Annotated in this window: 20 protein-coding genes; 1 reads left to right on the top strand and 19 read right to left on the bottom strand. The window is 56.4% G+C overall.

The annotated features are described in order from the left end of the window. Window positions 1–381: 381 nt before the first annotated feature. The 16 genes from lysS to MOST_RS00280 all read right to left on the bottom strand — a co-directional run bounded on the left by lysS (window position 382) and on the right by MOST_RS00280 (window position 14,258). Complete coding sequence (gene lysS, locus MOST_RS00360) at window positions 382–1,845, bottom strand: lysine--tRNA ligase (protein ID WP_054937913.1); 1,464 nt, start codon at window positions 1,843–1,845, stop codon at window positions 382–384. Window positions 1,846–1,858: 13 nt separating this feature from the next. Beyond that, window positions 1,859–2,341, bottom strand: a complete 483-nt coding sequence (gene greA / locus MOST_RS00355) for a transcription elongation factor GreA (RefSeq protein ID WP_054937912.1) — start codon at window positions 2,339–2,341, stop codon at window positions 1,859–1,861. Window positions 2,342–2,554: 213 nt separating this feature from the next. After that, entirely contained in the window at window positions 2,555–3,637 is a 1,083-nt protein-coding gene (locus MOST_RS00350; RefSeq protein WP_054937911.1) for a polysaccharide biosynthesis protein, read from the bottom strand. Window positions 3,638–3,803: 166 nt separating this feature from the next. Further along, a complete protein-coding gene (locus tag MOST_RS00345) occupies window positions 3,804–4,706 on the bottom strand; it encodes a DUF8754 domain-containing protein (RefSeq protein WP_054937910.1) in 903 nt (300 codons plus the stop codon). After that, a complete protein-coding gene (locus tag MOST_RS00340; protein ID WP_054937909.1) occupies window positions 4,703–5,263 on the bottom strand; it encodes a helix-turn-helix domain-containing protein in 561 nt (186 codons plus the stop codon). Before MOST_RS00340 ends, MOST_RS00345 begins: the two co-directional genes overlap by 4 nt. A gap of 501 nt (window positions 5,264–5,764) precedes the next feature. Next, window positions 5,765–6,214, bottom strand: a complete 450-nt coding sequence (locus MOST_RS00330) for a DUF1731 domain-containing protein (protein WP_054937908.1) — start codon at window positions 6,212–6,214, stop codon at window positions 5,765–5,767. A gap of 43 nt (window positions 6,215–6,257) precedes the next feature. Beyond that, window positions 6,258–7,232 carry a tRNA dihydrouridine synthase DusB gene (gene dusB, locus MOST_RS00325; RefSeq protein WP_054937907.1) on the bottom strand — a complete coding sequence of 325 codons (975 nt, stop codon included), beginning with the start codon at window positions 7,230–7,232 and terminating at the stop codon, window positions 6,258–6,260. Next, window positions 7,216–7,980 carry a type III pantothenate kinase gene (locus MOST_RS00320; protein ID WP_054937906.1) on the bottom strand — a complete coding sequence of 255 codons (765 nt, stop codon included), beginning with the start codon at window positions 7,978–7,980 and terminating at the stop codon, window positions 7,216–7,218. The genes dusB and MOST_RS00320 overlap by 17 nt, the downstream gene beginning before the upstream one ends. Window positions 7,981–8,079: 99 nt before the next feature. After that, window positions 8,080–8,475 (bottom strand): DUF1284 domain-containing protein, encoded by a 396-nt coding sequence (locus MOST_RS00315; protein WP_054937905.1) that lies wholly within the window; start codon window positions 8,473–8,475, stop codon window positions 8,080–8,082. A gap of 26 nt (window positions 8,476–8,501) precedes the next feature. Continuing rightward, the gene (locus MOST_RS00310) at window positions 8,502–9,077 is read right to left on the bottom strand and encodes a biotin transporter BioY (RefSeq protein ID WP_054937904.1); all 576 of its coding nucleotides are present in this window, start codon (window positions 9,075–9,077) and stop codon (window positions 8,502–8,504) included. A gap of 99 nt (window positions 9,078–9,176) precedes the next feature. Further along, window positions 9,177–10,169 (bottom strand): biotin--[acetyl-CoA-carboxylase] ligase, encoded by a 993-nt coding sequence (locus MOST_RS00305; RefSeq protein ID WP_054937903.1) that lies wholly within the window; start codon window positions 10,167–10,169, stop codon window positions 9,177–9,179. A 71-nt stretch (window positions 10,170–10,240) separates the two neighbouring features. Beyond that, on the bottom strand, window positions 10,241–10,627 hold the full coding sequence (gene panD / locus MOST_RS00300; protein ID WP_054937902.1) for an aspartate 1-decarboxylase: 387 nt from the start codon (window positions 10,625–10,627) through the stop codon (window positions 10,241–10,243). Further along, window positions 10,602–11,477, bottom strand: coding sequence for a pantoate--beta-alanine ligase (gene panC, locus MOST_RS00295; RefSeq protein WP_054937901.1), 876 nt, complete (start codon window positions 11,475–11,477; stop codon window positions 10,602–10,604). Before panC ends, panD begins: the two co-directional genes overlap by 26 nt. A 29-nt stretch (window positions 11,478–11,506) precedes the next feature. Beyond that, window positions 11,507–12,421 carry a Rossmann-like and DUF2520 domain-containing protein gene (locus tag MOST_RS00290; protein WP_054937900.1) on the bottom strand — a complete coding sequence of 305 codons (915 nt, stop codon included), beginning with the start codon at window positions 12,419–12,421 and terminating at the stop codon, window positions 11,507–11,509. Between the two features lie 240 nt (window positions 12,422–12,661). Continuing rightward, window positions 12,662–13,177 carry a 2-amino-4-hydroxy-6-hydroxymethyldihydropteridine diphosphokinase gene (gene folK / locus MOST_RS00285; RefSeq protein ID WP_054937899.1) on the bottom strand — a complete coding sequence of 172 codons (516 nt, stop codon included), beginning with the start codon at window positions 13,175–13,177 and terminating at the stop codon, window positions 12,662–12,664. An 88-nt stretch (window positions 13,178–13,265) separates the two neighbouring features. Continuing rightward, window positions 13,266–14,258, bottom strand: a complete 993-nt coding sequence (locus MOST_RS00280) for an HD-GYP domain-containing protein (RefSeq protein ID WP_083476794.1) — start codon at window positions 14,256–14,258, stop codon at window positions 13,266–13,268. A 228-nt stretch (window positions 14,259–14,486) separates the two neighbouring features. Here MOST_RS00280 and hcp point away from each other — a divergent pair, with 228 nt between their 5' ends. Continuing rightward, window positions 14,487–15,770: a hydroxylamine reductase gene (gene hcp / locus MOST_RS00275; protein ID WP_054937897.1), complete on the top strand. Its 1,284-nt coding sequence runs from the start codon at window positions 14,487–14,489 to the stop codon at window positions 15,768–15,770. 60 nt (window positions 15,771–15,830) lie between these two features. Here the strand turns inward: hcp and MOST_RS00270 are convergent, their stop codons facing one another. From MOST_RS00270 to MOST_RS00260, 3 genes are all read right to left on the bottom strand, one after another. After that, window positions 15,831–16,913 carry a DUF763 domain-containing protein gene (locus MOST_RS00270; RefSeq protein WP_054937896.1) on the bottom strand — a complete coding sequence of 361 codons (1,083 nt, stop codon included), beginning with the start codon at window positions 16,911–16,913 and terminating at the stop codon, window positions 15,831–15,833. A 199-nt stretch (window positions 16,914–17,112) separates the two neighbouring features. Beyond that, window positions 17,113–17,673, bottom strand: coding sequence for an O-acetyl-ADP-ribose deacetylase (locus tag MOST_RS00265; protein WP_054937895.1), 561 nt, complete (start codon window positions 17,671–17,673; stop codon window positions 17,113–17,115). Window positions 17,674–17,915: 242 nt separating this feature from the next. Next, window positions 17,916–18,242, bottom strand: a complete 327-nt coding sequence (locus tag MOST_RS00260) for a hypothetical protein (RefSeq protein ID WP_054937894.1) — start codon at window positions 18,240–18,242, stop codon at window positions 17,916–17,918. Window positions 18,243–18,302 lie beyond the last annotated feature (60 nt).

Here is an 18,302-nt window from a genome sequence, read left to right as displayed (position 1 = left end):
CCTCTTCTACAGGGTCCTCGCTTTTACGTCTGGCTCCTTACCACTGTTCAGTTTTCAAAGACCAGCTTCGCTAGACGCGACTTTTATATTCTATCACTTCTTTTGCCCGGTGTCAAGAGATTTCTACCCTCAACTACCGGCGCCGGCGAATTTCCTGCCGGCAGGTTCGTATTTTACTACCTAAACCGTCCGCTTGTCAAGGGTCTCTTTTCTTTTTTTCTTTTCCCTTGCCAGGCGCCCTCGCCGGGGCGCAGGAAATAATATAACACGCAAAACGGGTAGCGCGCAAGGCTTTCTAAAGCCCGCTAACGACTACCCGTTCTAGTTACCTTGATAAAATTCTGGCCTTCCTTGTTTTTTCTAGCCGATACTCAAGTATGCCTATTCTTCCCTGGGTCGCATGGTGGGGAAAAGGATAACGTCCCTGATGGAGGGCGAGTCCGTCAGGATCATCACCAGGCGATCAATACCGATACCCATACCGCCGGCCGGGGGCATGCCATACTCCAGGGCGCGCAGGAAGTCTTCATCCAGCATGTGGGCTTCTTCATCACCTGCTGCCCGGGCGGCCATCTGGGCTTCAAAGCGCCGGCGCTGGTCCAGGGGGTCATTCAGTTCGGAGAAGGCATTGGCCAGTTCCCGCCCGGCAATAAAGGCTTCAAAGCGGTAAGTAAGTTCCGGGTTTTCTTTTTTCCTTTTGGCCAGGGGGGATATGGCTACCGGGTAATCAAGGATAAAGGTGGGCTGTACCAGATGGGGTTCCACTCTGGCCTCAAAGACTTCGTTAATGATTTTCCCCCATTCCAGGCCGGGTTCGAGTTCCACCCCCAGGTCAGTTGCCGCCTGCCATGCCTCTTCCCTCGTTGTTAGCCCGGAAAAGTCCACTCCGGTATATTTCTCAATGGCCGCAAACATGGTTAGCCTCGGCCAGGGCGGGGTTAAATCCAATTCCTCACCCTGGTAGGTAACGGTAGTCGTCCCCAGGGCTTCCCTGGCAACAAAGGCCACCATCTCCTCCAGCAGGCTCATCATATCTTCATAGTCGGCATAGGCCTGGTACAACTCCAGCATGGTAAATTCGGGGTTGTGTTTGGTGGATATGCCTTCGTTGCGGAAAATACGTCCCATTTCATAGACCTTTTCCAGGCCGCCCACCAGCAGCCGCTTTAAGTGCAGCTCCAGGGCAATGCGTAAATAAAGATCGATATCCAGGGCGTTATGGTGGGTAATAAAGGGCCGGGCCGCCGCGCCGCCGGGGATGGTGTGCATGCTCGGCGTTTCCACCTCTAAAAAGCCCCGGCTATCCAGAAAGGTGCGTATGGCCCGTAAAACCCCGGCTCTGGTAATAAATACTTGCCTTACTTCCGGGTTGACAATGAGGTCGAGGTAACGCTGCCGGTAGCGCAAATCTACATCCCTCAAGCCGTGCCATTTCTCCGGCAGGGGGCGTAAACTCTTACACAGCAGGGTTAGTTGATGGACTTCCAGGGAGATTTCCCCGCGGTGGGTACGAAAGACCCTGCCTTTAACACCAATAATGTCACCGATATCCAGCCGGCGGAAAAAATCATAGGTTTCAGGGCCAACATTGTCTATCCGGATATAGAGCTGGATGCGGCCGTCCCGGTCCTGTAAATCGGCAAAGGAGGCTTTACCATGCCCCCTGATAGCCAGGATACGTCCCGCCAGGGTTACTTCTTGACCTGCCAATTCGTCAAAATGCTGGTGAACGGCTGCCGTGGTATGGGTACGCTCAAAACGGCCCCCGTAAGGGTCGATGCCTTCCTCCTGGAGCTGCTTTAACTTTTCCAGGCGCACCGCTATTAAATCGTTCTCAACTTCCAAATTGTTGTTCCTCCTATTGCCCTCTGGCTATATCAATTATCTGGTAACGCAGGGTCCCGGCTGGTACCTGAATATTTATTATTTCTCCAATACGATGGCCCAGGATGGCCTTGCCTACCGGCGACTCGTTGGAAATCCGGTTCTCCGCCGGGTCAGCTTCCATGGAGCCGACAATTTCGTATTGCAGCTCCTCCCCTGCGTCCATGTCCTTTAAAGTGACCCGGGAGCCCAGGGAGACAACGTCACCCGGTACCTCACTGGCGTCAATAACCCTGGCGTTACGCAGCTTTTTTTCCAGGGTAAGAATACGGCCTTCAATGAAGGCCTGCTCGTTTTTGGCGTCCTCGTATTCGGAGTTCTCGCTGATGTCGCCGAACTCAATGGCCTGCTTTAAACGTTCGGCGACTTCCCGCCTTTTTACAGATTTAAGGTACTCCAGCTCTTCTTCCAGTTTCTTCAACCCGCTCATGGTTAATAAGGTTTCTTTTTCTGCCATCCTCTGCTCGCTCCCCTTCAATTACCACATCGTTTTAGGGCACCGGTGCTATCTCAATATATGTCCTTTTGCGTTCCTTTATGCGGCCAGTCCACAGGTCCAAGTACCATAACAAGCACCGGAGGCTTCCTCCAGTGCTTGTTGTGCCATAGTCCGCTTCGTTTATAGGTATTATAGGCCTGCCCGGTTACCATGTCAATACCTTTCCGGCAGTTAACGGGCCAGGGCTGCTTTACGGCGGGCCCGCTCCCGGATGGCTGCCACCCTGGCTTCGGAAACCGGCAGCTCGAAACTACGGAAGCCGGCTACGCGAAAGCCGTGTTTGGCCGCCAGGCGGTTGATGATATCGATCTGTTCTACCGTTAACTCCCGGCCCAGGGTAAAGTTCTCAATTCTCCCCTCGAGGGCCAGGATCATGGTTTCGGCCATGCAGGCATAGGCTAGACCCGGCGGGTAACCGAAATTAAAGTTAAAGTTGACATTGCCCGGTACCTCGACCACTCCACCGTCAATCACCAGTACATCGTCGCGCATCTCGGCTACCCGCCGGGAGACGTCCCGGGGCCGGGCGACGTCGCACACTACTGCCCCCGGTTTCAGGTCCTCGGGCTCGATGACGGTATCTACCGCCGAGGTAACGGTGATAATCACATCGGCGCGCCGGAGGGCTTCCCGGGAATGGCTGGTTATCCTGACTTTTAAACCGCTAGTAGCCTTTATCTCACCGGCCAGGCGGGCCAGTTTGGTTTCATTGCGGGCAATAAGGGTTAAATGCTGGCAACGGCGGGCCAGGATTTTAGCACACACGGCGCCAATGGAACCTGTCGCTCCAACAATGGCTACCTCGGCCCGGGGCAAGTCAATATCCATCATGGCCGCCGCCTTTTCCGTAGCTTCTATGGCCGTAGCTACGGTATAACTGTTACCGGTGGTCACCGCTATATTTAAATTGCGGGCCACAGTAATCCCGGCATCGCCAACTACGGAAGTCATGGCCCCCAGCCCCAGGATTTCGGCTCCTAATTTTTCTGCCAGGCGGCCGGTGCGAATAATACGCTCGATAACAAATTTTTCCGGCAAGCTTAACATCTGACGCGTAGTCAGGGGACAGGCTACGAACCACCCCTCTGTTTCAGCGTAAGGGGAACGGACACCATTAATATACGAGGTTTTCAGGGGGGGCAGATAACGTGCCGCCCGTTCCAGGAGGCCGGAGGGCAAGTGGCGGGCGAGGGGAAATTTCCTGGTAATATCGTTGATGTCAAGGGGATGGATCATAAAGGCGAATCTGTGCAAGGAAAACAACCCTCCTATAAAGAATAGAGGGGAGAAGCGGCGGGTCTGCCGGAGGCCGCCCCCCATCTCCTCCGTCCACCGGTGGTGAAGCGCCGCCACGGTGGGCTTCCCTCTAATGTAGAAGCCGGCGGCCGGATGGTGAGAAATGGCCTTCAACGGCCCTGGTTCAATTCAAATTTACGATGCGGGGTTTAAAGTCCAGGCGGTCTAGGAGGCGGTTGTAATCTTCCGGCGTAACTGCCTCCGGTTTTTTGCCACTCAAGGTTAAAAGAACACCTTCCATGACGTTGGTGCCGAAGGAGCGGCCGTTAAACTCCGGCGTCGTAGTGATCAAAGTTTTAATGCCCCGCCGGCGCAGTTCTTCGATGTCGGCGCTGGTAACGGTATTGGTGATTATCATCCGGCCCGGCAGCTCGGGGGGAAGGTAACGGCGAATGAAGAGGAAATCGCCGGCAATGATCTCCGCATCTTCGTAATAGCGCTGGTAACGGTTGTCGATTTTCTCCTGCTCTTTACCAGTAGGATAGAGAAGTTTAAAGGGCAACAAGCGCACCAGTGGGGCGGCCAGGTAGGCCACCCGCTGGAATCTTGCCAGGGAACGGATGGGCACGGGGATACCCAGGCCAAAAATAAGGTCGCCGCAAATAAGATCCGCGCTGGCAGCGTCCAGGGCTTCGGCCATGCCGAAGCGGTCGACGGCGCTGACCACGAGCACCCTTTTGCCCCGGAAATCCACGATACCTTCCCGGACCAGGTAGGCTATCACTCGGCGCTCCAGGGTATCCTTTAAGCCACCACCGTCTACCATGGGGGTCAGCCGGGCCGCCCGGGCAATTTTAGCCGCGTCCCGGAGGAGATAACGCCTGGTACCAACCCGGATGTAAAGGTCCATCCCCCCCAGGCCGAAGGCATCCACCTGCCCGTCCAGTTCCCGGATAAGATTAATCATCCGCTCCATATCGCCGTCGGTACCGATGCGCTCGATGCGGAACTTTTCTCCCAGGAATTCCGCTTCCACCTGGTGATCCCGTTTGGATGAACCCAGGCTGATGCTGACCACGCGTTTCATTTTTTATCCCATCCTTCTTTATCCTTCCCAGTATCTTTTCCCAGTTGGCGTACCAGGACACGCAATCCCTCCACGTCTACCTCCCGGTCTCCCCGGATAGGGGAAGGGCCGATCTCCACGCCCACCACTTCTCGTCCCAGCAGGGCTTCGCTGACCTTGATGCGGTAGTCGGAACCGATAATGATGACGACATCGTAATCCCGCACCCGGGCGACAATCTCCATCAGCTGGTTCAACAATTCCAGCCCGCTTTTCTGGCGGACAAAATCCCAGCGCTCGGCATCGGTTAAAAGTAATATGTATTCCACGCCCTCCTGCCGCAGCATATTTTCCATCTCGGCTTTATTGGCTACCGGGAAACCCACCACAGCTATGCGCCGGCCGCGCCGTACCTCGCCTAGGGTTTCTAACCGGGAGACAAAAGAGCGGTCCACATCTAACTGCCTGGCTGTTTCCTGCTGGGAAAAACCCTGGCAGCGCAACTCAAAGATGCGCTCCAGGATGGAGTTGATCTTGCGCCGGCTGATAAGCTTGTCGCCAATCCGGATCAGGTCCATTAGAAAGTCTACCCCTCTGTGCACAGAAATGTGCAAGGAAGATTATAGCAAAAAAATACCGTCCTGGCAAGTTGTTTATGGAGGACGGTAACAGAAACGCCTATTCATTATCCGAAACCCGGGTTGCTGGAGGCCTGCATCCTCACGGGCACGTATGTAGCCTGCTTCCTGCTGGCCGGCGGGACCAGACTGTTCTTTTTATTTTATAATCATAAATAACCTCAAGGCCTTTGCCTTTTATACGAACATCGGCCTGGCGCAAAAGTTCGTTAGTCCCGTAAACGGCTAATGGGCATGGTTCGCATGAGCCTTCGCACCCGGTATTCTGTTAGCGCTTCCGGACTGGTAAAGCCCATCCACTTCCGGAACTTCTTGTCGACCTCTTGTAGCCTTTCTATCTCTTCTTTTACCTTTTCGTCTTTAAGCGCCTCTTTTAGGGATTCCTGGGGTTACTTCAGGAAGCTTCATCACAATTTTCCTGGGAGCCCGTAGGATTTAGCGCTACCCACTCCTGCTGGTTAAGATAAGCAAATCTTCCAGGGCCCCTGCTAACTGGGGATAGCGAAACTGGTAACCCTCCTGCAAAGCCCGGGCAGGTAGCACCCGCTGGCCGGTAAGGAGAAGATTGGCCATTTCCCCTAAGGCCATTTTCAGCACCCATGCCGGTACTCGCAAACTGGAAGGCCGCTTCAGCACTCTTCCCAGGACCGAGGCAAATTCCTCCATCCGTACCGGCTGGGGTGCGGTAAGATTTACCGGTCCAGCCACGGTTGTATGTTCGAGGGCCAGCTGGATGATACCTACAGCATCAGCAATGTGAATCCAGGAAACCCACTGCCAGCCGCTGCCTAACGGGCCGCCAAGAAACAAACGAAAAGGGGTAACCATACGCGGCAGGGTTCCTCCTTCCCTGGCCAGGACGATGCCGGTACGTATGGTTACTACCCTCACTCCCCCTTCCCTGGGTATGACGCATCCATATGCTAAAAGGTTCCTAATCACAACTATAGGCAGTCAGGGTGGAGATGACTTCCGCCGCGGTATCAAGGGTATAAAGATGCTGGCGCAGGCGGGCTGCTCCCGGTAAACCCCGGAGGTAACAGGCCAGAACCTTCCGCATTTCTTTTACTGCAGTCTTTTCTCCTTTTAGCTCTACCATCATTTTGAAATGGCGGATAGCTGTGGCCATACGTGTGGCTACAGCCGGCGGTGGGGGTTCCGGCCGGCCTTCCAGGCGGGCGCGGATGGCCGCCAGCAACCAGGGATTGCCTATGGCAGCCCGGCCCACCATGACGGCATCGCAACCTGTCAGTTCCAGCATGGCTACGGCGTCTGCCGGTGTCCTGATATCACCATTGCCAATGACCGGTACCGGTACGGCTTCCTTTACCTGGCGGATGCAATCCCAGTCGGCCCGGCCGCTGTAAAACTGGCTGCGGGTGCGGCCGTGGATGGCTACCGCTGCCGCCCCGGCTTTAACCACCGCCCGGGCCGCCTCGATAACATTTACGGAATCTTCATCCCAGCCCTTCCGCATTTTGACCGTTACCGGCACCGGGCCGGCAGCCTCCACCATGGCGGCGACAATGGCCGCCGCCAGGGGTAGATCGCGCATCAAGGCCGCTCCCTCGCCATTTTTCACTATCTTGGGTGTTGGGCAGCCCATATTTAAATCAATAATATCCGCCCCGGCGGCCACGGCTAGTTTAGTAGCCCTGGCCAGGATTTCCGGCTCCCGGCCAAAGAGCTGGACGGCTACCGGGCCCGGCTCGTCCTTTAAATCAAGGAGCGCCCAGGTAGCCTTGCTTTGATAGATAAGACCCTGGGCGCTGATCATTTCGGTATAGGTCAAGGCCGCCCCCGCTTCCCTGGCGAGGAGGCGAAAGATACGGTCGGAAAAACCCGCCATGGGCGCCGTCACCAGGGGGGCTGCCAGGGTAACCGGGCCAATTTTAACTGTTGCGCTCATAGACGATACGCAAACCCTCCAGGGTTAACAGGGGATCAACCTTATCAATGCAGTTAACTTCGGGACCTATCAAACCGGCCAGGCCGCCGGTAGCTACCACCACGGCCCGCCCCCCCATCTCGGCCTGCATGCGCTTAACAATCCCTTCTACCTGGCCGATAAAGCCATACATTATCCCCGCCTGCATGCAGGCTACGGTATTTTTACCGATTACCTGGGGCGGCCTGATGAGTTCCACCCGGGGCAGTTTGGCCGCCCGGGCAAAAAGGGCATCCGTAGCGATGCCAATCCCGGGAGCGATGGCCCCGCCCAGGTATTCGCCGCTGGCGGAAATGGCGTCAAAGGTGGTAGCGGTCCCGAAGTCCACGACAATGGCCGGGCCACCATACAGTTCATAGACGGCCACGCCGTTGACAATCCGGTCGGCACCTACTTCCCTGGGGTTGTCAAAACGGATGGGCATCCCGGTTCTTACCCCGGGGCCGATTACCAGCGGCGGGCAGTTAAACTGTTCTTTGAGCATCATGGTCAAAGTCTGGGTCAAAGTTGGCACAACAGAGGCCATGACCACGGCTTTAATGGCCTCCAGGTCCAGCCCCTGGTAATGGGCCAGTTGACGTAAAATCAGGCCGTATTCATCGGCTGTCTTCTGCCGATCGCTGGCTACGCGCCAGTGGCATTGCAACTCCTTACCTTTATAAAGGCCAATGACAATATTAGTATTGCCGACATCTATGGCCAGCAACATGGCCGCATCCCCTCCATTCTTTTCAACTTCAATTATTCCACAATACCAGGCTTTATCCTCTTTCCTGCTGGTAAAAAAATAACCCCGTTAAGGGGTTAGTTACCAGCGGCAATAACCGCCGGCCAGCCAGGGGCAACCGGCGCAGAGGCGACCGGCCGCATTTTTATCAACTTTGCGGCCGACAAGTTCCCGGGCCGCGGCCCAGGTCAGGGCGGTACCGGGGGCCAGGCCCAAATGCTTTAACACCAGGTTATCCCGGGCAACCGCAGTGGTACAGTTATCTGTACCCCGGTTGGGGCAGGCCCGGCACCAGGCATCATAATCATTAATGACGCTTAAAAGCGATTGGGTACGTACCTGCCATAAAGCCAGGGTACGCCTCACCCGCCGGACAAAAGCCGGGCTGTAGCCGTAGCCCTGGAACTGGCGGGCACACAGTAAATGATGGGCGCGGACGGAATATAAAAGTGAGTTGGGGAAAAGGGCAGGTGCCATCTTGACACTAACATTAGTACCCGTTTTTAATTTGTGGATTCTGGATTAGTACTCCTGGCGGGCAGGTACCCCGCCTGCTGCAGTGCCCGCCGCGCTTGGAAGCTGACGGCTACCGCCAGGACCAGTTTGGCCAGGTCCAGGGGGATGTAGGGCAGAACCCCCAGGAGAAGACCTTTCACCAGGTTAAGATGCAGGAGATACATTAACTGTATAGTACCCAGAACGTAGATTACTACCAGGCAGGTGAACATGCCGGCAGCCAGGCGACCGTAACGCGGTTCCCCTTTACCCCTTTCCAGGACCAGGCCCATGACGTAGACTCCCAGGGCAAAACCCCAGAGGTATCCCCCCGACGGCCTGGCAAAGGCCGCCAGGCCGGCCCCGCCACGGGCAAAGACGGGCAAGCCAATGGCCCCCAGGAGTAAGTAAACGATTATAGCCAGGGTGCCTCTATTTTTACCCAAGATGGCACCAGCCAGGAATACTCCTAGGACCTGGCCGGTAATGGGTACTGGTGAAAAGGGCAGGGGAATAGCCACCTGAGCCAGGACGGCTACCAGGGCGGCAAAAAGGGCCACCAGGGCCATATCTTTAGTACGCACAGAAGATTCCTCCTCGTGAATAGCTCTTTTCGCAGCTGTAGGCGGCTATTATTGTTAACTATTTGTCACTTATATAGTTAACATATGCGGCAAAAAATTTTAGCTTGCCGGTCGCAGGCTCACCTCGCCGGAGTTAAAACGCCGGACCTCACCTCCCCCGCCCCTGACCAGCAGGGCACCTTCAGCGTCAATATCTACGGCCACGCCCCGGAAAACTTCCCGCCAGGAATTAACCTCCACTTCCCGGCCCAAGGTAACGCTGGCCTCTTTCCAGGCCCGCCGGACAGGGTCGAAACCCTCTTCCTGCCAGCGCTCATACCATTTTTCCAGCTGGTACAATATCTCCTGGAATAATGGCAGTCGCGCCACAGGCCGGCCCAGTTCTAAAAATAAAGAGGTAGCCAGGGGTCTAACCTCGGGGCTAAAATCACCCGCCTCCATGTTGACGTTTAAGCCTGTACCCAGGACAACATACTCGATGGCATCAATTTCGGCTTTAATCTCCGTCAGGATACCGCACACTTTACGCCCGCCGGCCAGGAGATCGTTGGGCCACTTTATGCCCGGCGGGAGTCCTGTGTGTCGTCGAATGGCTGCCGCCACGGCCACTGCCGCCAGCAGGGTCAGCTGGGACGCCAGGGCCGGAGTCACCCGGGGGCGTAAGATAACCGAGAACCAGATGCCTTTATGGGGCGGCGAGAGCCAGGAACGCCCCCGCCGGCCGCGGCCGCCTGTCTGGGCCTCGGCGATGACCACCGTCCCTTCCGGTGCCCCGCCATCGGCCAGTTCTTTGGCCACCTGGTTGGTAGAACCCACTTCGTCGTAATAGTAAAGGTTCCGTCCCAGCCAGGAGGTCTTGAGGCCTGCGGCCACCTCTTCGGGGTAAAAACAATCCGGGATGGACAGCAAGCAATAGCCGCGACGGGTCTGGGCATCAATCTGGTACCCTTCCTGGCGTAAAGCCTGGATATGCTTCCACACGGCCGTCCTGGTGATGGCCAGCTTTTTACTCAGCTCTTCGCCAGAAATATACTCGCCCCGGTGATGGCGCAGATACTCTAAGACCTGTTGTTTACTGCCTTCTATTGCCATGATTATATTTTAATCTTCCTTTTTATGGTTGTCAACTATTTATTTGCTGTCCGGGTTAACATATATTTGCTTTAAACCCAGACCTTCCCCGGCCGTTCCCCGCCCCTGACCCCGGTTATTTTGTTCTGGCCATCCAGGAGAATAACCCGCGGTTGGTAGGACCTGGCTTCGGCGTCAGTAAAAATGCCATAGGAAATAATGATAACAATATCGCCGGGCTGGACCAGCCTGGCGGCGGCCCCGTTGGCGCAGATAACCCCGCTGCCGGCAGGTCCGGGGATGGCGTAGGTCTCCAGCCGGGCGCCATTATTATTGTTGACTACCTGAACTTTCTCGTTGGGTAAAATATCGGCTGCGGCCATCAGCTCGCTATCAATGGTAATACTGCCGACATAATTCAGGTTAGCCTCGGTGACAGTTGCCCGGTGCAGCTTACTTTTCATCATGGTGCGCCACATCATCTTTCACCTCCAGGGTCAGGTTATCAATTAAACGGGTGTTGCCCACCCAGACGGCCAGGGCCAGCAGCACCCGGCCCTTGATTTCTTCTAAAGGTTCAAGGGTCTCAGCATCATTTACCGCCACATAATCAATCCGCGTCTCGGGCTGGGCTAAAATTTCCCCGGCCATGGCTTCCCGGACCACAGCAGCGCGGCGTTCGCCGGAGCGGATGAGTTCCACCCCCAGGTTTAAGGCGCGGTAGAGGGCCAGGGCGCTACGACGCTGGTTCGGATCTAAGTATTTGTTCCGCGAACTCATAGCCAGGCCGTCGGGCTCCCGCACGGTGGGGACGGTGATTATGTCAACCGGGAAATTTAAATCCCTGACCAGGCGCTTGATGACTACCGCCTGCTGGTAATCCTTGAGGCCGAAATAGGCCCGGTCGGGCTGGACGATATTAAAAAGCTTGCTGACCACGGTAGCCACGCCCCGGAAATGGCCCGGCCGGGAGGCGCCACAGAGAACTTCCGTCAAGCCTTCGACCTGGACATAGGTGGCATAGCCGGGCGGGTACATTTCTGCTACCGCAGGGGCAAAAATGGCATCAACGCCCGCGCCGGCGGCCAGCTTTCGATCCCGTTCCAGGTCCCGGGGATAACGCTCCAGGTCTTCCCCGGGGCCAAACTGGGTCGGGTTGACAAAAATGCTCATCATAACGACGTCATTCTGCTCCCTGGCCGTCCTGGCCAGGGTTAAATGGCCTTCGTGGAGATAACCCATGGTCGGGACCAGGCCAATGCTCTTGCCCTGCTGCCTGGCTGCCGCCACAAACTTGCGGACGGCCGCAATTGTTGTCAGTAACTCCAATACTGTCATCTCCTTCGCCTATGGCTCTATCATTGGCTGGCTTTACCCCTGACTCCTGCCTTCCTGCTTGCTGCATCAAATTTGGCAGCCAGGATTTGCCCGAACAGGGCTACCTTACGGGCGTCAATGCTCCCTTTCCGGCCGGCCAGGCCGGCCGTGTAGCGCCCCAAGGCGCGGTAAAGCTCGCCCAGTTCGGGTACGGTGGCCTCCATGGCTTTTAAGTGGTCCCTGACCGTACCGAAGTCGCCCCTGGCAATGGGACCAGTCAGGGCCTGGGGTATGCCCTTTTCATCAATATTATCTAAAGTACCTTTAATTAAAGGCGCCAGGGCCCGAGCCGCCATCTCCGGTTCCATACCGGCTGCCTGCATGAGCCGGCGACTTAAATCTATGAGGCTGACCAGGTAATTGGAAGCGACGCAGGCGGCGGCGTGATAGAGGGGTTTGGCCTCGGGGCTAATGAGGAAATACTCACCCCCCAGCTCGGTCACCAGGCGTTTCCCCAGGGGCAGGGCTTCCCGATCGCCTTCCAGGCTAAAAACAGACCCGGGGAGGTTAGCCACTGCCCGGTCGGCGTCGGCACAAGACTGGAGGGGATGGAGGCTTAAAGCCAGGGCACCGGCTTGCCGGGCCGGGTCCAGGACGGCTGAAGTTAAGGAACCGCTCATATGAATCACCGTTTGCCCGGGGCGAAAGCCCCCTTGAGCGGCTACGTTAGCTGCCACCTGGCCGATAGACTGGTCACTGGTGGTAATAAAGACAACATCGGCCCGGCGGGCTACTTCTTCCGGCTGCTCAAAGGCCGGGCAGGCCAGCCTTGCCGCCGCCCGCCGGGCTGAAGCAAGGGTACGACTGGCTACACCGGCGATGGTGTATCCCCGCCGGCGCAATAATATGCCCATCCCCGTACCGACGGCTCCGGCACCGATAATGCCTATTCGCATGATTGAACACTCCTCCTAAAACAACTCTATCGCAAACTGGCATTGTCACGCCCTCGCTGGTGGCGCCCTGCCGCCATGAGCGGCTCCTCCAAATAAAAAACTCCCGACGAGCTGCCGGAAGTTAATCCCTCATTCACCCGTCTCGGTCGCCAATGATCCAAGCGGTCTAACCTGCAATTGATAAATTATTGGACTGGAACAGACCCGTGCACTCCTTGTACGGTAGCGCCCGGTTTTATTTTAACACCTGTTACCCCTGTAAGGCAATACTTCCTGCCCGGGGAAAGGACCTGCAGCGGCGACGCCTGCCCGCCGGCCGTCGGGTAAAATAAGCTCCGGGGCTATTTCGGCCAGGGGTATCAGGACGAAGGCCCGCTCCATCAGCCTGGGGTGGGGAATTGCCAGGTCCGGTTCATTAACTGTTAAATCATCGTAAAGCAAAATGTCGATATCAATATTCCGGGGTCCCCAACGTTCCCGCCGCACCCGCCCCAGGCGCTGCTCTATCCCCAATACGGCATGCAGCAACTCGCGCGGGCGCATGGTGGTCTTGATCCTGGCCACCCCGTTTAAAAACCATCCCTGGTCGGTCTTGCCCACTGGGGCCGTCTCATACCAGGAAGAAAGGCGTTCCACCTCGATCCCTTCGGTGGCCGTAAGTATTGCTACGGCCCGCTGCAAATTCCCTTCCCGGTCACCCAGGTTGGAGCCCAAACCCAGGTAAGCCGTCGCAAAATCTTTTTCCCTAACCGGCATCCAATCATCTCCGCCATACAGGTTGACCAGTACCCTTATATTAGCATACCCCTGCCGCCCTGCTAACACACAGTTTTTACGAAATGAACTAGGGTTCAGCCTCGACAATTAATATAGAAGGATTGGTCAGGAGGCGGATAATCTCACCGGCCCGGCGCCGGGGCTGCAACACCTTGACCACCGGGCGCATGGGTACCTCCGGCTCCTGGGCTATTACCCGGGCGATTTCACCCGTCGTCAACCGTACCGTAGTCCCCACCGGGTAACTGGCAATGGCCTGCAAAAATACCCGTACCAGCTCCAGGTCCAGGTTGCCCATGGTACTTTCTACCATTAACAATTCCATGCCTTCATGGGGGAGATACCTGGGCCGGTAGCAGCGGTCGGTAGTTACGGCGTCGTAAACATCGGCAATGGCCACGCACCGGGCGGCCAGGCTTAACTCTTCCCGGTTTAATCCTTTGGGGTAACCACTGCCGTTACAGCGTTCATGGTGATCCCGGGCCACCCGGCGAACCGCTTCGCTGACCACGCCGTCCAGCCGCTCATAACCGGCCTGGGGATGGCGCTTGATAACGGCAAATTCCTCGGCAGTTAGCTTGCCGGGCTTTAATAAAACTGCCGGCGGTACTTCCAATTTGCCCACGTCGTGGAGCATGGCGCCAACACCGATGACCAGGAGTTCATCCTGGGAGAGGCCTAATTTTGAACCGAGGAGGGTAGCCAGGACAGTTACATTCAGGGAATGGCGCGAAGAATAGGGGTCCAGGTCCTTAAGCATGGCCATCTGCAAAAACATGTCCTGATTGTCCTGCATCCGGTTGAGAAAGTCGGCTACTATCTCCTGGATATTTTTTACTTCCAGCTGACTCCCGAGGCGACAGCGGTGATAGACATCGCTCAGGGCTTCCTGGGCTTCCTGGTAAATTTCCCCTACCGGCCCGTCAGGCACGCCTGTCATCCCTACCGGCTTCTCTATTGGTAACGGCTGATGATAACTCCCCAACGGCTGGCTGGTTGCCGGTTGAAAATGATATGTATCTAATCCAGCTCCCAATGGCCGGGGGGAATTTCCGTCCATACCGCAACCTCCGCCCTTTTTTGTTAATTACTGGCCGTATTTAAGGTTTTTCGACACCAATACTGGATTTCCTGCTAGTACCAGTTCTGATTTGCAAGGAGTTACTTGCTCCGGCGTCCGGGTATTTGATCAAATCTGTGTATAATTGTGACCCAGGTCACAGTTTATTTTAGCCCTTCCATTTATGATAAGGTTGTCCTGAAAAATTCCACCAAAGGGGGAGAAACCATGTTTTGTTACCAGTGCGAGCAGACAGCCGGCGGTACCGGCTGCACCAGGGCAGGCGTTTGCGGTAAAAACGAAGATATCGCCAGCCTGCAGGATACCATCCTCATCGGCCTTAAAGGTATTGCCGCCTATGCCTACCATGCCCGGGAACTGGGTGCCCGGGACGAAGAAGTAGACGCCTTTATGCACGAGGCACTCTTTACTACGCTAACTAACGTCGACTTTGATCTTAACCGTCATATAGAGATGGCCTTAAAAGTCGGGGCCGTGAACCTCAAAGTCATGGAATTACTGGATAAAGCACATGTAGAGCGTTTTGGCGCCCCGGTCCCGACGAAAGTATCTACCGGCACTAAGAAAGGTCCGGGTATTCTCGTTACCGGCCACGACCTGCTGGACCTCTATGAACTCCTGCGGCAGACGGAAGGTACGGGGATTAACGTCTATACCCACGGGGAAATGCTGCCGGCCCATGCCTACCCGGAACTGAAGAAGTTCCCCCACCTGGTGGGCAACTACGGCTCGGCCTGGCAGAACCAGAAAAAAGAATTTGAAGAGTTCCCCGGCGCCATCCTGGGTACGACTAACTGCGTGTTGATCCCCAAGGAATCTTACCGGGAGCGCATGTTTACCTGTGGCATTGCCGGCCTGCCGGGAGTAACCCATATTAAAAACCGCGACTTTACGCCGGTTATTGAAAAGGCGAAAGCCCTGCCGCCCCTGGAGGAAAAGGCCGGCGGCGAATTGACCACCGGTTTCCACCACACAGCTATCTTAAGCATAGCCGGCCAGGTGATCGATGCTGTCAAGGCCGGTAAGATCCGCCACTTCTTCCTGGTGGGCGGCTGCGACGGGGCCAAGCCAGGCCGCAATTACTACACTGAATTCGTGGAGAAGGTACCGGGGGACTGCGTGGTCCTGACCCTGGGCTGCGGCAAGTACCGCTTCAATCACCTCGACCTGGGCGATATTGGCGGCATCCCGCGCCTTATCGATATAGGACAGTGCAATAACGCCTATTCAGCCCTCCAGGTGGCCCTGGCCCTGGCTGAAGCCTTTAACTGCAGCGTCAACGAGCTGCCCTTGAGTCTAGTCCTGTCCTGGTTCGAGCAAAAAGCCGTGGCTATCCTGCTGACCCTACTGCACCTGGGGATTCAAAACATCCGCATCGGCCCCTCCCTGCCGGCCTTCCTGACACCCAATGTGCTGAAGGTCCTGCAGGAAAACTACAACCTGAAGCCTATTACCACGCCGGAACAGGACCTGAAAGATATCCTGGGTTAATAATAAACCGCCACGTAGTTAAGTGCGCTACGTGGCGGTTTTTTCATAGGTGCAAAGCCTTTACGGAGAAATTTGGGCCAGCCGTTTCAAGGCCTGGAGCTTGTCAGTCCGGCCGATCTTCGCTGATGCCAGGGCCTGCTCCAGGACGGCGATGGAGTGATCATAGACCCGACGGTCTACCGGGTAGGGGTGGCCGTCCTTGCCGCCGTGGCTGAAGCTGTACCGGACTGGATCGCGGAAGCTGGCCGGCGCGCCGTAGGCCACCTCGGCCACCATGGCCAGGGCGCGGACAGTTTTGGGGCCCACGCCTTCCACGCCCAGGACGGCGGCAAAATCCCGGGGCTGGGCGGCATATACTTTGAGCAGGGCCTTATTGAGGTAGCTCGCCCGGGGAACATCATGGCGCCAGGGGAGGGAGAGATTGGGCAACTTCCTCTCCAGGATGCGGTTAAACTCGGCTACTACTCTTTCCGGCCGCTGCCGGGCCAGCTCCGTCACCACCTGGCGGGAGGCCTGCCCCTCATTGGCCACCATGTTCAGCACCTCCCCCTTCGCATCGCAGCAAACAGCGGCATGGGGTTCGCAAACAAAGTCCCCTACTCCTTCGCCCAGCCAGTGGTAGCGGCGGGCCAGGCGCGTCATTTCATTCATCCCCTGCTGGACGACGGCCCACCGGCCGTCAAAGGTAAAGATAAAGACGTGATGGTAGAGCTGGTAGCCGTCCTGGAGGGCGGTATTGTCGACTTTAGCGGCCATCCTGCTGGCGTATACTAACTCTCCAGGTTGTAAAGAGGTCAGGGCCAGTCTATCGGCTGCCGTTGCGATTTCCTCCGGTGTCTGGCGGGAAGTGCGGCCCTTTCCCCCGGCAATGACCAGGCCCAGGTCCTTTTCCCGGCCGCGTATACCCTCCTTAAGGGCGCCGCAGAGGGTGGTAGTTAAGCCCGAGGAGTGCCAGTCAAAGCCCAGGACACAGCCAAAGGCCTGGAACCAGTGCGGATCGCTCAGGCGCCGTAAAACCTCCTGGGGGCCGTATTCCCGGACAATTACCTCCAGGATGGCCGGCCCCAGGCGTTTCATGCGTTCAAAAAGCCAGGGCGGACAGTGGCCTCCGTGGAGGGGGAGACTAGCCGTGCCGGTCCGCATAGCAAATCATCCTTTTTTACTCGCTTCATCCAATGCCCTTAAACGATACTTAACTGCTTTGCCCCGCTTTTTCTCCACATCCTCGCCGCTTTTAATCCGCTTTTGTACCCGATTTCACAATTAAGTAATACTTAACTTACTGCGGTAGCGGCGCCATTGCAAGAAGCCCCGGCCACAAACGCTGTCTTATCACCGGATATTATTGCGGGCCGGAAGCTAATACCTCCGCCAGGGCCTGTTCGTAGGCTACCAGAACCGGCTGGGAAAAAAGGACAAAACGTACTTCGCTAAAGGTACCCGGATTGGCAGTCAAAAAATCCTTTACCGTAGCCATGGCTATCCCGGCGGCTCGCTCCACAGGGAAGCGGTAAGCCCCGGTGCTGATGGAAGGAAAGGCCAGGGATTTGATTCCACGCTCCCGGGCAAGCTGGAGGCTGCTGCGGTAGGCACTGGCCAGCAGCTCATCTTCTCCTTGCCGGCCGCCGTGCCAGATGGGACCTACGGTATGGATAACGTAGCGCGCCTTGAGGAATCCCCCGGAGGTGATAACCGCCTGGCCGACTGGGCAACCGCCCTGCTCTTCCCGGATGCGGCGGCACTCTGCCGCTATGGCCGGTCCCCCGGCCTGGTGGATGGCGCCGTCGACGCCACTGCCACCCCACAGGCCGGTATTGGCGGCATTGACAATGGCCTCTACCTCTTGCTCAACAATATCCCCCTGGAGGAGTTTAAGCAGGGTACCGGCAATGTTGACTTCCATAAGACACCCCCTTACAAACCATACCGGCTTATACCGGCGTTTTACACGTAAATTGCAACGTGTATTTTCAATACCTTGATGCATTCACCCAGATGCTAACAGCGCTCCGATATTGTAGACGTCGTAATCGCTACTGCGGCGAGGAAATCCGTTTTATCGCTTTTATTATTTCGTCTTTTTTCCAGCTATTCCTCCCAATAAAGCAAAAAGAAGCCGCGATCCCTCCAGACCGCGGCTTTACCTTAATCCTGGATAATTTTCGCAGCCCCGTTTTGCTCCATAATTTCCCGGATGCGGGCTAGTTCATGGCGCGGTGCCTCAACGGCTACCGCTACACCCTGCCCGGCAGAGGCTGCCAGGAAGTCCGTATAGGTATCGGTCCCCTCCTGCCAGAGTTCATCCCGTTCGGTTTTGAGGTAAGCTATTTCATCAGGATTTTCCCACTCCGTAAAGGACCTGGACAAACTGGCGACAACCATATCCTTGCGGTCAAAACCGGCGTTTTTCAGGCTATCAATGAGCCCGCCCACCTGTTCCTGGTTGGGCATAATGCCAATGACCCTGGCCACCTGACTACCCCTTTCACCATTTACATTTCCGGGGATAGTCTGCGCCGGGGAAAAGAAAAA

Source organism: Neomoorella stamsii (assembly GCF_002995805.1).
Lineage (GTDB): Bacteria > Bacillota > DSM-521 > Neomoorellales > Neomoorellaceae > Neomoorella > Neomoorella stamsii.
Note: the sequence above shows the minus strand (reverse complement) of the source record. Positions and strands in the feature narration are given on the sequence as shown.